The organism is Pseudobacteriovorax antillogorgiicola, assembly GCF_900177345.1.
GTDB lineage: Bacteria > Bdellovibrionota_B > Oligoflexia > Oligoflexales > Oligoflexaceae > Pseudobacteriovorax > Pseudobacteriovorax antillogorgiicola.
In genome coordinates this window covers 211,894-225,846 of record NZ_FWZT01000003.1, presented here as the reverse complement: position 1 = coordinate 225,846, position 13,953 = coordinate 211,894, and the positions used below count along the sequence as shown (strand labels likewise).

At 46.8% G+C, this 13,953-nt stretch carries 10 protein-coding genes; 5 read left to right on the top strand and 5 right to left on the bottom strand.

The window, feature by feature from the left end; all coding sequences use genetic code 11:
* Nucleotides 1-2: 2 nt before the first annotated feature.
* On the top strand, nucleotides 3-749 hold the full coding sequence (locus B9N89_RS05425) for a transporter substrate-binding domain-containing protein (protein WP_132316055.1): 747 nt from the start codon (nucleotides 3-5) through the stop codon (nucleotides 747-749).
* Between the two features lie 4 nt (nucleotides 750-753).
* On the opposite strand, the gene B9N89_RS05420 is transcribed toward B9N89_RS05425, so the two are convergent.
* From B9N89_RS05420 to B9N89_RS05400, 5 genes are all read right to left on the bottom strand, one after another.
* Entirely contained in the window at nucleotides 754-999 is a 246-nt protein-coding gene (locus tag B9N89_RS05420; protein ID WP_132316056.1) for a hypothetical protein, read from the bottom strand.
* Nucleotides 1,000-1,115: 116 nt separating this feature from the next.
* The gene (locus B9N89_RS05415; RefSeq protein WP_132316057.1) at nucleotides 1,116-3,353 is read right to left on the bottom strand and encodes an ATP-binding protein; all 2,238 of its coding nucleotides are present in this window, start codon (nucleotides 3,351-3,353) and stop codon (nucleotides 1,116-1,118) included.
* Nucleotides 3,354-3,362: 9 nt separating this feature from the next.
* The gene (locus tag B9N89_RS05410) at nucleotides 3,363-4,163 is read right to left on the bottom strand and encodes a phosphate/phosphite/phosphonate ABC transporter substrate-binding protein (RefSeq protein WP_132316058.1); all 801 of its coding nucleotides are present in this window, start codon (nucleotides 4,161-4,163) and stop codon (nucleotides 3,363-3,365) included.
* A 1-nt stretch (nucleotide 4,164) separates the two neighbouring features.
* The gene (locus B9N89_RS05405; protein WP_159455164.1) at nucleotides 4,165-4,863 is read right to left on the bottom strand and encodes a response regulator; all 699 of its coding nucleotides are present in this window, start codon (nucleotides 4,861-4,863) and stop codon (nucleotides 4,165-4,167) included.
* A 533-nt stretch (nucleotides 4,864-5,396) separates the two neighbouring features.
* Nucleotides 5,397-5,783, bottom strand: coding sequence for a response regulator (locus tag B9N89_RS05400; RefSeq protein WP_132316060.1), 387 nt, complete (start codon nucleotides 5,781-5,783; stop codon nucleotides 5,397-5,399).
* 453 nt (nucleotides 5,784-6,236) lie between these two features.
* Between B9N89_RS05400 and B9N89_RS05395 the strand changes: the two genes are divergently transcribed.
* The 4 genes from B9N89_RS05395 to B9N89_RS05380 all read left to right on the top strand — a co-directional run bounded on the left by B9N89_RS05395 (nucleotide 6,237) and on the right by B9N89_RS05380 (nucleotide 13,949).
* The gene (locus B9N89_RS05395; RefSeq protein WP_132316061.1) at nucleotides 6,237-8,288 is read left to right on the top strand and encodes a response regulator; all 2,052 of its coding nucleotides are present in this window, start codon (nucleotides 6,237-6,239) and stop codon (nucleotides 8,286-8,288) included.
* 311 nt (nucleotides 8,289-8,599) lie between these two features.
* Nucleotides 8,600-9,790, top strand: a complete 1,191-nt coding sequence (locus tag B9N89_RS05390; protein ID WP_132316063.1) for a glycoside hydrolase family 2 TIM barrel-domain containing protein — start codon at nucleotides 8,600-8,602, stop codon at nucleotides 9,788-9,790.
* A gap of 53 nt (nucleotides 9,791-9,843) precedes the next feature.
* Nucleotides 9,844-11,949, top strand: coding sequence for a di-heme oxidoreductase family protein (locus B9N89_RS05385; RefSeq protein ID WP_132316065.1), 2,106 nt, complete (start codon nucleotides 9,844-9,846; stop codon nucleotides 11,947-11,949).
* 227 nt (nucleotides 11,950-12,176) lie between these two features.
* Nucleotides 12,177-13,949 (top strand): alkaline phosphatase D family protein, encoded by a 1,773-nt coding sequence (locus tag B9N89_RS05380; protein ID WP_132316067.1) that lies wholly within the window; start codon nucleotides 12,177-12,179, stop codon nucleotides 13,947-13,949.
* The last annotated feature ends 4 nt before the right edge of the window (nucleotides 13,950-13,953 follow it).

The following is a 13,953-nucleotide window of genomic DNA, read 5'->3' as shown; positions in this document are numbered from 1 at the left end:
CGATGCCAATAATCGCAGTGGCTCCTCTATTCTTTCTGCTATTGATGCCCCACCGCCTTGTTGCTGAAAGTGCCGTGAAACACCTTACTATAGGCGCTTTCAGCTACCTTCCCTATGTGGATGAAACAGCTTCCGACTTTGGCTCCTTGGCAGCGATCACCAAGCTCGCGTTTGAAGTCACTGGAATCGAAGTCCACTATAAGTTTTTCCCCTTAAAACGGGCCTTAAGGGAAGCCGAGGAAGGGCAGGTCGATGGGCTGATAGGCTGCTTTTTTAGTGAAGAGCGGAGCCACTATCTCGACTATTCGATACCAATGGAAAACGTGCCTGTGAACTTTTTTGCTCTTAGGGAGAAACATCTTCGTTGGGATATGGAGATGCTAAAGGCATACTACGTTGGAGTTCAGAACGGTACTTCATTGGCCACCGACTTGCGAAAGCTTGGGATTCCCGTGGAGGAGTCTCAAAACAATGGGATGAACCTGAAGAAGCTATTGGCAAATCGCATAGATCTGTTCGTGGGAAGTACAGCTTGGATTCAGCACGAATTACAGCACAAATTTTCGGTAGCGGAAAGGAGGCGCATTGAAGTTCTTGATCCGCCGTTTCAAGTGCAGAAGCTTTATTTCGCGGCCTCAAAACAGCATAAGAATCACCAATTCATCATCGAACGCTTCAATCGTGGCCTTGAAGTCATCAGAAAAGACGGAAGATATCGAAAGCTCCAGCGGCGATATCAAAAATTGTGAGATCTCACTTTTTCTCGCCATCGTGCTCGAAGTAGAACCCCCGCCACTCAACACGGATACGGCTGACATCGATTTTTTGCTTGACGGTTTTTAATGCCATTTCGTCTGCCTTGGACTTCTCCCAGGCGACTGCTTCCTTTTTTCCTTTAAACGGCTGAGTCACCTTCCAATTGCGAGCATTGTGGAACTCTCGCTCGATCTGCCACTTTGTAGTCTCGATATCCGGTGTCACTCCAATCCGTGCAGCCATGTCTCATTCTCCTAGAAAGTTCGCGGTCTATTTAAGACTTAGCACGATCAAGGCCTTTGTGCGACGGCTCTTTGCTTGGCACAAAAAGTAGGTCAAAAAATGTCGATTCTATGGCCTTAGAGTACCCGCTTCACTTCCTCGGCTAGGTAAGACTGCACCTGAGGGCCTTCGCTTGATATTTGATCGATCGTGACCTGGCTCAGCTGAGAATCCTTCTCCATACAAGATGCTTCGAGTTTTTGGCATAGTGAGACCAGCTGCCGAGCTCCAACGATCCCGCAGGACGTCTTGAACTTATGGGCTGATTCCTTGAGCGCTGTAAAGTCTTGGCTTTTGAGGTAGCGGTCAAATTCTGGCTGGACTTGCGTCAGAGCATTGTTGAACTGCTCCACCTGCTTTTCAAGAAAGTGTGGGTTCTTATCCGTGCAAAGGGAGCGAAGCATCGCGATCGCTTTAAGATCGAGATGATCACTGGCGAGGGGAGGTAGGTCTTTCTTTTCTTGAACCTCAGCTGTCAAGCTACCAGCAGCTGATGTTTCAGGTCCGTAGTTTGCTATAACTCCTCGGATAGTGTCGATCGTGACTGGTTTAGAGACATAGTCGTTCATACCAATGTCAATGCATCGCTGCCTGTCCTTCGCTAAGGCATTGGCGGTTAGAGCGATGATTGGCACAGGATCGCGGTTTGCATCGATCTCGTAGCTTCTTATTTTGTCCGCACTGGTAAAGCCATCCATGACCGGCATCTGGCAATCCATAAAGACCAGATCGTAGGAAGATTCCTTAAACTTCTCTGTCGCTACCAAACCATTTTCTGCAAAATCTGCTTCATGGCCAAGACTGTCCAGCAGACTTGCCATGAGATCTTGGTTCATCTCGTTATCTTCAACGACGAGGATACGCAAGGGAGCGGTCGCCTCTTCACGACGAACGTCTTCTACTGGCGGAGCCTCCCCTTTCAGCACTGTGATGGCAAAAGAAAAGTTAGAACCCACTTTATGGGCGCTTGAGACCGTTAGCTCCCCCCCTAGAAACGAAACGATCTCTTTGCAGATGGAAAGGCCTAAGCCCGTGCCTCCAAAGCGTCGAGTGGTGGAGATGTCAGCTTGGGAGAACGGTTTAAAAAGCTGCTCAAGTTTGGCGGTTGGTATACCTATTCCTGTGTCTCGAACTGAGACTTCGAAGGTGATCGACGTGGCATCCTGCTTCAAAGTTTTGCTGTGAACTTCAATGAAACCACGGGAGGTGAATTTCAGGGCATTGCTCAGCAGATTGTTCACCACTTGCCTGAGACGATACATATCTGACACCACAAAACAATCGAGGCTTTCATGAACCTTGACCTTATAATCGAGTCCTTTTGATTGGATGCTTTCTTTATAGATGGAGGCAGTATCTTCAAGCAGAGACTTGATATTGAAATTGGTCTTGTCCAGGGTGAATTCGCCGGCCTCAATCTTGCTGAAGTCCAGGATGTCGTTGACTTGAGCAAGAAGTGCCTGGCTCGACATCTCTATCTTATGGATCTTATCGCCCTCATAGGAGGCTTCGTTCTTGATCAAGCTAGTCAAACCGATAATTGAGTTGAGCGGGGTTCTGATTTCGTGGCTTAAGTTGGCAAGAAAAAGGCTTTTCGCCTGATTGGCTTTGTCAGCTTTGGCCATTTGTACCTTTAAATCTGTTACCGTATGTCGCAAGCTGCGAGACATGTAGTTAAAGGCTTGCGCTGTTTCAGACAGTTCGTCATGCCCTCGCTCGGAAATATGGATATCCCAATTTCCTTGAGCTATAGAACGAGATGCTTCGCGGATATCTTTCAGTCGGCCTGTCAGTATAGTGCCTAGCAGGAACGAAAACAGAGCCGATAGACTAAGGCCCATAACCGCAATACTGATAGCTTGATTCTTGGCTTCAGTGTAGCGCTGCTCAAAGGCAGCCATGGATATCCCCAACTCAACCACACCAAAAGTCTTTTTTCCTTGATGAATGACAGCTTTAACATCAAAAACACCATCCTGAACACTTTCAAAGGAGCTATCTTCCTGGAAGGTTTTGTCGAGCTGTTGGCGTTGGCCCCACTGAGCTAAAACTCCCTGCGAACTGTGGATGCGGGCGTATAGAACATCGTCATTGATCGTAATCTGCTCAACGTAATCCTGAAGAGTAGCTAGATCGTACGATATGACAGCATCTTTGGCAATGGTGGTAAATAGCTTGGCGATAGTATGGGCGCGATCGGTAAGTTCCTGTTCACCTTGTTCTCGAAGGTTAAAGAGATTCTTACCCACTAAGATGACAACCAAGACGAACTCGATGGTGGCGATTCCGAGGATTGTTTTAAATCGAAACGACATAAAGTTTACCTACTGCTTGATTTCGGTGATGGCAAGTGCTCGCACATCATCCCAGTCTTCATTGTGTGCTACTTCGAAGCCCTTGATGCTTATGCTACTGAGAGCATCGCGGCCTTTTGGGGACGTATCTAAGGCTTGAAGTGCGTTTTGGAGCTTCGTTCTAACGGAATCACTCATATCTGGCCTTACTGCGATAGCATGAGGGGTGTATGGCTTGGTGGTCCAGACGATTCTTAAATGCTCGCGGATTGTAGGGTCTATAGTATTGAACGTTCGTATGACGCCGCCCCCAGCCGGAAACAAGCCTTTGGCAACTGCTCGATAGACAGAGTCGTGGGAGCTAACGTAGTGGGGAGAAAATGAAATTTTCTGCTGCGCTAGTTCCGATCGAGGCAGAATACTAGCGGCAAATGCGGCAGGTGATGGGAATGCTAGCCGCGCCCCTTGAAGATCCGTGAGAGAATGAACATGACTGCTTTTCCGGGTTACCAAAATTCCCTTGATTCGCTTGGCCTTGGCCTTGGCTAAGGCCTGATATCCGGGGGTCTTGTGGAAGGTCACGAAGTGATATGGATTCATGTAGGCCAAGTCATAGGCACCTTCTGCTAATCGACGCTCGAATGTTGGAATGTCGGGCGCAGTCTTGAATGTTATGGCAAGGCCAGTTTGCTCACTTAAAATTTTACAGATAGGGAGCCACTTTTCAGCTAATGTGGAGGCCGACTGTTGAGGAACAATTCCAAAACTAATCGTTCGAGACTCTGCGGAAAAGTTGAAACCCAATATGGCGAGAACGAAAATCAGCCTCATGTTAATCCTCCAATGGCACTTGTTTGACGGTTTCCTCACGGATCATCTGTGCGAAGTTTTCCGAAATCCCGACAAAATTTACATCGACGTTGTAACTCTGTTTTTGTTTTTTGCAATGTGTGATCTCGCAGGTGAATAAGCAGCCTTCGCCCTTTTTGCGGGAGAAGTATGGTAGTTCAAGATCGAAAACCGCAGACTTTTCAAATTCGATTGGTGAGGTCAACTTCAATCCTCCTTCCGAGATCTTGTGAACGTGCAACTCCAACTTGAAGGGAAATCCTTGGGGAATGGCGACAAGGGAGGCGTCGCACCAAACAAATTGACTGGATGAGTTGTTTTTGACAAAGCGATTGAGTTTTTCGATTACAGAAAGAGGGTCAATTGGCTTGATGAGGTAGTCATTACCCCCTTCTGATAGTGCTTTTAGCACGTACTGCTTCTCACGATGACCGCTGATGAAGCAAATTTTCGTATCAGCCAACTCGGGCTCGGCACGGATACGCTTGCATAAACTGAAGCCAGATTCACCTTCAAGGTTGATATCAAGAAAGATCAAGGAGATGTCATCGACATCTTGAAGGAATTGGAGTGCCTTCCGGCTATTGCTAACCCCATGGCCTTTAATGCCCTGGGTTTCTGCAATTTGAATCACCAATTCCTGCATTTGAACAACATCATCAACGACTAAAATTTTAGACATGGGGCACCTCCTCATGAAAGATTGCGCCCTCTACCGCTCCTTTGCTCTATGAGTCCAAGATCGACAATCAGTCACCGCGCCCTAAAGCCGCGAACGATTACCTTACGGAAAGTAGAAAAGATCTGACAGATCGACAACTTTCCGTCCACTGTGGGTTCCTGATCACTTGAAATGGAGAGTTGTATTGGCACTTCTACCGAGGTGCAAACAATGCTCCCACCTATTTGTACTAGAAAATGACTTAAAAAAAATCCATAGCTTAGCCAAGCTATGGACCCTATGACGTCTTGCTAAGGAAACCCATCATTTTTCGATCTACCAATTGAGGAGTCAAACCCAGATCTTGAAATGAATGAGGTTCCTATTCGAATTTCATTCTGTCAAACCTGAACGGCGCAAAAGAGCCTATTGGGGGCACCGCAGTTTGAGAGCTGCGAGGTACCTTCACTTATAAAGCTAGGATAAATCTAAATCTTTGGCTAGAGCTAACAGATCAAGTTGTTCTGTAAGCTAGATTTTGAGGAAACACGGGCTTAGGCAGATAATTTCAGGGCATGACGTACCACCGAGATCACTTCATCCCGATGAAATGGCTTTACCATCCAGCCAGTAGCTCCTGCAGCACGTGCTTTCTGGACGAACTCATCCCGTCGCTCCTGAGTGAGGACGACGATAGGTTTATTAAATCCCTGAGACACTATTTTTTGAGTCATCTCGATACCATCAAGCTTGGGCATATGAACATCCGTGATAACCATATCGATGCCGTGATCTTTCGCGACATGACTGACACCTTCTTCGCCATCCGCTGCGGCGACGACATCAAAGTCGAAGCTTTCTAAGGTTTGGACGAGGTTTTTTCGAATCGTGGGGGAATCATCGACAATCAGGATTCTTAGTTTCCCATCCGAGCTTGGCATAATTGCTCCTATTGATCGAAGGTCAGCCTTGTTTTTTGCCTTACCTAGCCGTTGTCGGTGTTTTACAGGCAAACTTTACGAAATCGTTAGTCTTCTACCATTCTGAAATAATACAGTTTTTAGGCTAAGCTAGCGAAACCATGACAACCTAGATCGAAATTGGTGATGAACTACCATAGCTAACCGACAGGAAAGCTATCGGCGTGCTGCTAAAGGGCTCCCACGGAAAAAATCTTTGTAGCCATTATAACCGTTATGTTAACGGGTTAGATCTGCGGCTACCGACGACAAAGGCTAGCCAAAAGAGACGATACCATTGAGGCGATGATATTTTTGAACGGCATAACAACAATCTGGTACATGGAATTCTAGGTGCAGAGTAGACGAATCCAAAAGCGAATAAGCTCACACTTAAGTCTCCTGGTTTCAGCTTCCTTGCTGATCACGCTGTTTATGGCTTCTGTTCTAATTTTTCACATCAAAGATACTGAAATCAATAGATCGATTCGGGAAAAAAACCTGATCCAAACGGTCATTCTTGAAAATCGCATTCATCAGGCTCTTGATATTGTTGACAGTGATGCACGATCACCGCAAGTAGAAAGGATGCTTACAAACCCTAGTAGGTTAGAGGCCTATCAGGTCAGTCTCCCCCTTAGTGTGATGGATATCGAAGGAATTCAGGCCGTTGAAGTTGTCGATTACCGTGGGCGATCCATCTATCGTTTCGATCAGCACGAAGGAGTGCCTTTAGGGCGAAGCTACATCAATCAAGGTATCAGCCTAGATAGGCAGTTGCTCAGTATCGAAAAAAATGGGCTAGAATCCGTCATCGTATTTCAACCTGTGCGATCGGATGGAATACTTCGTGGGGGGCTTGTTGTCGAAATCAAACTAGCACCCTATTTTAACTCTGCCACACCTATCGGTGATGGCTTTCACTATGAGTACCTCCACAACGGGCGACGTTTGGCAGTGGGACCAAGTGCCGATGACAAATGGATGCTTCGCCACGAACTTGAATTGGAAGGAGATGGCCTCTTAAGTCAACTCAATCTCACGGTCGTCGGTTTGGTGCCCCTAGAGGTTTACATCGAGCCAGTTGCCAAACTCATCTTAGTTGTTCTTTGTTCTGGTGTGCTGATTCTCGTGGTTACCCTACTGGTGGCACGCAGACTAGCAGAAAGTATTTCAAAGCCAATCAGGGATCTATACAAAAAAGTTGTGGCGGGTGAACATGACTTGCAAGAGAGCCCTCAACATGATGAGATTGGCCATCTTGTGGATGCTTTTGAAGCACGAGACAAAAAGCTAGAGCTTTATTTGGAACAGATTCACGCGTCACACAACCGTGCATTGCGGGCAAACGATGCGAAAACCCTGTTTCTAGCCAATATGAGCCATGAGATCCGCACTCCATTAAATGGCATCATAGGAATGTCTCACTTACTACTTGAAACCGAGCTGAGCGATGAGCAGCGCCGATTGGCATCAACTGTGGTGAACTGTAGCGATTCTTTGATGGTGCTGATCAATGATATCCTGGATCTCTCTAAAATTGAGGCTGGAAAACTTGAGATTGTGGTTCGGCCCTTTCGATTCAAATCGATGCTTGTCTCGATCACGGAAATGTTTCGCGGACCTCTTGAAGAAAAAGGTTTGCAGTTCGTGGTTGATTTGGATTCAAGCATACCTGATGTTTTAGAGGGGGACGACAGCCGTATCAAACAGATCCTCATGAACTTTATGGGTAATGCCTTAAAATTTACCCGAGCAGGCTTTGTGAAGCTATCCGTAACAAAGATGTATGTAGATGGTGAAACGGTGGGCTTGCATTTTTCCGTAGCCGATTCAGGGATCGGCATGAGCGATGAAGAACAAAAAATGCTTTTCAAGCCATTTTCACAAGGAAATCGTCATATTAGCCGTGACTATGGGGGCACCGGCCTGGGCCTGGTGATTTCCCAACGTCTTGCTGAATTAATGGGCGCGGAGATTAGCTGTCAAAGCGTGCAAGGGCAGGGCAGTAGCTTTCAGTTCAGCCTCAACCTGAAGGTTCTTTCAGACAAGGCCCAATCCTTGGAAAGCCGGAGGCCACTGAATGCGAAGCAGGAGGCTAGAGTTTTGGTGGTTGAAGATAATGAAGCCAATTATCAGCTGATTAGCCTTATATTGGATAAAGAAAAACTGGCCTTTGACCTGGCGAAAAATGGCTTAGAGGCACTGTCATACATCGAAAAGGCTCGATACGATCTTGTCTTGATGGATATGCAAATGCCAAAGATGAACGGTATCGAGGCAACTCGTAGGATCATTGGCATGCTAGGGGATCAGGCACCACCAATCGTAGCTATGACAGCGAATGCATTTGAGTCTGACAAGCAGCAGTGCCTGGATGCAGGTATGTCTGGCTTTCTTGCAAAGCCTCTCAGTCGTAAGAAGCTCAAAGAGGTCTTGCTTGAATATTGCTTCGTTGAAGAAGGGGAACACGCATCTGCAAGCTAAACGTGTTGTTTATGTCTAAGGTTTAGTATTTGTAGGAATTAATAGCTTCCAAAAACTTACCATCGAATCTTTCGACTTCTTGCCAAAAGCTTAAAATCCCAAATAAAACTGGTCCGCACTGACATCCAGTTCCCGTTAAAAACTTCACTAAGGCCTGGCTACAGGCTCCAATTACAAATGCTTGATAAGGTAAAATGCCTTGTGATAATAGGGAGCTACATCGTATATGAAAACTATTGAATGCGGGGGTGAGGGGCGGCATTTGAATTGCAATACTTATGCTGGCAAACAACACACTAGTGGAGCACTGAATGAAACGATTGATTGACCTGATGCTGCTAGCCTTGCTGATAAGTTCATGTATGGCATCTCCCGATATGATTCGTCCGCGAATCTTTGAGTCGAACGAAGCTTCAAACCCTTCCGAGGTCGCCGATGAGGGCCCGCGAAACAAGAGTGATGAGCTTAGTGGTGAGAAAGATACTACTGAGGAACCGGCTAATGACCCAAGTAGCAATGACCAAACTCAAGAGCCCAGTATAGGAGTGAGTCTCGACAAGCAAGTTCTCATGGTCGACGGCAAGCCCTTTGATATCAAAGCGATCTGCTGGAATCCTGTAAAAAAAGGCTATCGTCATCCTGAGGGGGTAGCGTTTCGTCGAGGAGGTCCCGCATTTGACTTAGCCTATATAGAACGTGACATTAAATTGATTTCAGAAGCTGGCTTCAATACGGTTCGACCCTATGATGCGATTGTCGACCCAGAGGTGCTCGATCTTATCGATCAGTACGGGATTAAAATCATTGTGCCGGCTTTCAATTATTTTGGAACCAGTGATGATGATATCCGCGCTAGGATTGCAGCGACAAAGGATCATCCGACCACTCTTTTTTGGGAGATTGGCAATGAGTGGAACTACAACAACTTCTACAACAACAATGGCAATCTTGATAGTTCGATCGCTCGGGTTAAAGAAGTTATTGAGGTGATCCGTGCCGAAGATAAAACACATCCCATTTCTACAGACTATGGTGAGATTCCGGAAGCAAGTTTGATCGCGGATTTAGATGTCGATTTGTGGGGGTTGAATATCTATCGTTCAGCATCTTTCGACGATGTCTTTGATATTTGGAAAACGCTCACTAATAAACCAGTTTACATTGGTGAATACGGTGCTGATGCCATTGATGATCGCGATAATGCTGGTCGTTATGCTCCCATGGATCAAAGTTTTGCAGCTGTCGAGCTAACCAAGCAGATCATGGCGCAATACTCGTCCCAGGGTAAGGGGCCTGTCTTAGGAGGAGCGATGTTCGAATTTAGCGACGAATGGTGGAAGGATGGCAATGGGTCCGCAGACACTCACGATATCGGCGGGATTGCTCCAGGTGGGGGACCCTATCCTGATCGAACCTTTAATGAAGAATGGTGGGGCATTGTGGATATAGATCGCAAGCCGCGACCGGCTTACGAAGCGATGAAAGCCTTGTACAAACCATAATCAAAGTTGGTGTTCCAACGACCGAATTTCGCTGCTGCTGAAAGGAAAAACGGATGAGACCAAGCAACCTATTGGTGAATACCTTGAGACTCATGAGCATGATATGCCTCGCCATAGCTCTGAATCAGTGCTCACAAAAAGATTTTGATATTTTAGGTCGTGCTTCTAACGATGACCAGAAGTCTGAAACTCCTCCTCCAAGATCTCAACCTAAGCCCGATATGATTAGCAGCGAAGGTGCAATGATTCGACCGCTGTACGGGCCGAATACCGAAAAGCAGGGTGAGATCGCCTTTATCCAAAATGATGTGGCCTATACTTACTTTGGTTCTCGGGTCCGAGCAAGGCATGCTCGAGAAGATGGTGAAGCCTTTCGGCTGTATCGAAGTTTCCCGGCCTTCTACTTCGAAAAACGAACGTTTGAAGTTGAAATTATTGATAAGACAGCCGCTGGTATTCCAGAAGTGACAGTCAACATTACCACGATTCACCCTATGGATGGTGATACACCCGCGAGGCCAACGGGGCGATTCTTCTTCTCAGGGCTTAGCAGTGTTGCTGATTATTATTATGGGATTCTATTTGATGACGTTACGGCCGAGTACAACGATGATAAGTTTCACTATCGCCATACTATGACGGCAGTTTCCACCGCTGGTACTCCGATCAAACTAGAGCCAGGTCAAGACATGGAATTCGAATTTACCTTTAATCTTCGTCGTGTCGATGGTGTTGGAGGCGTTGAAGATCCAACCACGATGCGAGGAGATGCAAATTACTATTCACGGACTTGGTTGCTGACTCTGGGAAAACCTGGATTGGTAACCTGGGACGCAACGGGAGGCCTACCTGAGCCTACATCACTGGCAGAAACGTCTGCACCGTTGGCCGAGAAAGCTCTTGCGGGGGGGATTCTAACCATATCTCCGGACCTCTCGGCAGAACCTCAACGAATGCTAAGTCAAATGGCTTACCAGATAGCCCCTTCCCACGCACAGACTTTTGTAGAAGGACGTCGGATCTTTCACACAAGCTTTACCGATGGGCTACACTCTGACCCCAGAAACAGGGAATTCACCGATATGGTTGGTCTTGCTGGACCTTATCTCAACCGCGAGTCTTGCATCTCGTGTCACATAAATAACGGCAGGAGTTTAGCTCCGAACGAAGGTGAAGCGATTCATGACCTGATAGTTAAAGTTGGTGCTATTGATGATGGGCAAGTTACGGACCACCCGAGCTTTGGTGGACAGCTGCAAACCCAAGGGCTGACAGGTAATGGTGAAGGTACTGTAACCATCAGCTATGAAACAATTGCGGGTGAGTTTCTCGATGGAACTCCATTTGAACTTCGCAAGCCAACTGTAAATATAGACTCGAAAGAGCCAGTTGAGCATTTTTCAATCCGAACCGCTCCGCCATTGATTGGCTTGGGACTGCTTGAGGCTATCGATGAAAGTGATATCTTGGCCTATGAGGATGTGGATGATCGGGATAATAATGGCATCTCAGGCCGGGCCAGTGTCGTTAAAGATCTTGTCAATGGTGAGCCTCGGCTAGGACGTTTTGGATGGAAGGCAGGAAGAGCGAGTCTGCGGCAGCAGGCGGCACTTGCTTTAAAGGAAGATATGAATGTTAGTTCAACAATCCTGCCTGAAAGTGATGGACGCTATGAGATCGATGATGGTGTGTTGGACCGACTGGAAACTTACCTTTCCACCCTTGGAGTGCCGCCGCGTCGAGACACGGCAAGTCCATCTGTGCAAGGTGGCGAAGCATTGTTTCAAATGATCGGTTGCGCCGATTGTCATAGACCACAGATCAAAACTGGTGAAAACCACCCGTTTGCTGAGCTTCGACAACAGAACATCCAACTCTATAGCGATCTCCTATTGCATGACATGGGTGAGAATCTGAGTAGTAGCCTACCGGGTGAATCAGCCGCAGCTTCAGAGTGGAGAACTCCTCCTTTGTGGGGAATAGGACTTACAGAGGCGACGACTGGTGGTATGGCCTCCTATCTTCATGATGGCCGAGCAAGAACTCTTATGGAAGCAATTTTATGGCACGGAGGTGAAGCTGGCAAAGCTAAGGCAGCGGTCCTTGGCCTCAGTAAAGCAGAGAGAGATCAGCTTGTGGCCTTTCTAAAGTCTCTGTAAGGTTTTGACTAAAGCAAACTAAGTTAGTCTTCATTAACCTTGTCTTTGCAAAGTTTTAAATTATAGAGCCCCTTACCGCAGTCATTGGTGGTCAAGGGGTCTTTGCATTGCCACCCACTGTCTGCGAACAGCATTCTAGTTTTTAGGCGAAGAATCCTTTGAAAAAGCCAGGGATAAGCGGTAATAAAAGCCCACCATTTCCAAATGAAGTGATCAAAGGAGCCATCATGGGCATTAACCGACGTGATTTATGCAGGCTATTCGGATTTTCTTTGCTTACACCTTATACTCGCATTCAAGGTAGCCCGTTTGGACCCAAAACTTCAGGATTGAATTCAACCGCGACGGCTACCATATTTCCACTTTCAGTGGCGTCTGGTGATCCTGCTCCTCATGGGGTCGTTATTTGGACAAAACTCGATGCAAGTGGAGTGAAAGACGGCCTATCTCTCTATTTTGAAGTCTCGCTGAGCCCTATGTTTGACAAGCTCGTATATGTTGGTGAAGTAGAATCCGAGCATCTAATACCAGATCGTGACTATACTGTATCGATCGATTTAAATGCCGAAGCTGCCAGTTTCTTAGAATCCGATCAAAGGTACTTCTATCGTTTTATTTATGATGGCGTCGTGAGTCGGACGGGGCGTTTTCGCACTCTTCCTGAGCCAGGTAAAGCGGTTAACGCTTGCCAGTTTGCTCTGCTAACCTGTCAAGACTTCTCCTCAGGCTATTTCTATGCGCTGCGCCATCTGGCAGCTGAGGAGATCGACTTTGTGATTCACTTGGGTGACTTTATTTATGAATATGCTGCTTATCCAGGGCAAGACAATCACGTCCGCACTGTTGACCTTGATGGTCGTTCGGTAGCTGAATCACTGGAAGACTTTCGCGCTATCTATCGAACCTACCGACGGGACCCCAACTTACAACTGGCGATGGAAAATCATACGTGGATCGTCACGTGGGACGATCATGAGACCGCGAATAACGCTTATTGGGACTACGGAAAAGACACCCTAGGGCTTGAAAAAGACCACCCCTTAAGTCTGGCAAGTTCTGAAACTAAGCGAAGGTTCAAACGGGCCTCGCAACAAGCGTGGCTGGAATATATACCGGCAAGGGTTCATATTGATCATGGGGCAGAACACCCTCATCAATTTCTGCGAATATACCGCAACTTCCGCTACGGTGATCTCATGGATCTATTTATGATGGATACCCGCACATATCGGACTGAGCAACCATGTATAGGTAAAAATATTACATGTAAAGATTATGCGAAGCCAATTGACGATGATCAGCTCGAACACTCGATGCTGGGGAGTATGCAAAGGCAGTGGCTGATCGATGGTGTTACAGAATCAGAATGTCGTTGGCAGCTCGTTGGTAACCAAACCTTGTTTTCCCAGTTCGGCCTGACAGGGCCATGGTCAGGGCATACCTATGCTTATCTAGCCGGCTACGATGGTTGGGATGGATATCAAAGTGAACGAGATACTATTATAGATGCGGTTAAAAACGCTGGCCTTGAGCGATTTGTGGTATTGACTGGAGATTTTCATACTTACTTAGCATCGTTTATAAAGTTGGATTTTAGCCAGAGTAAGATTGAAGACACCGAAGTTATCGGGCTTGAGCTAATGACACCGTCGGTAACTTCGGCTAACTTTGCGACGACCCTTGCAAAGACATCAGGCGATAAACCTCAATCTGAATGGAACTTTTGGGATCGCGCGTCCAGAGCTTTAGGCTTAGCATACTCAAAAACAAAAGTTATTGATAAGGTTGTAGAGCATAAGATTCGAACTTGGAATGATCATTTTCAGGACTTTGGCGGTAACCTGAATGGCTATGCCTTGCTTAAGGTCGAGAGGGATTCCCTACGTTGGTCCATCTTTCATATCGACCCAGGAGCGGATAGCTTTGAAGAGGCACCAAAGTTGGAGGTCCGCGCCAAGCGCTATCATCCTAATACGAACTTACTGCAAGATATCAACTGATGAG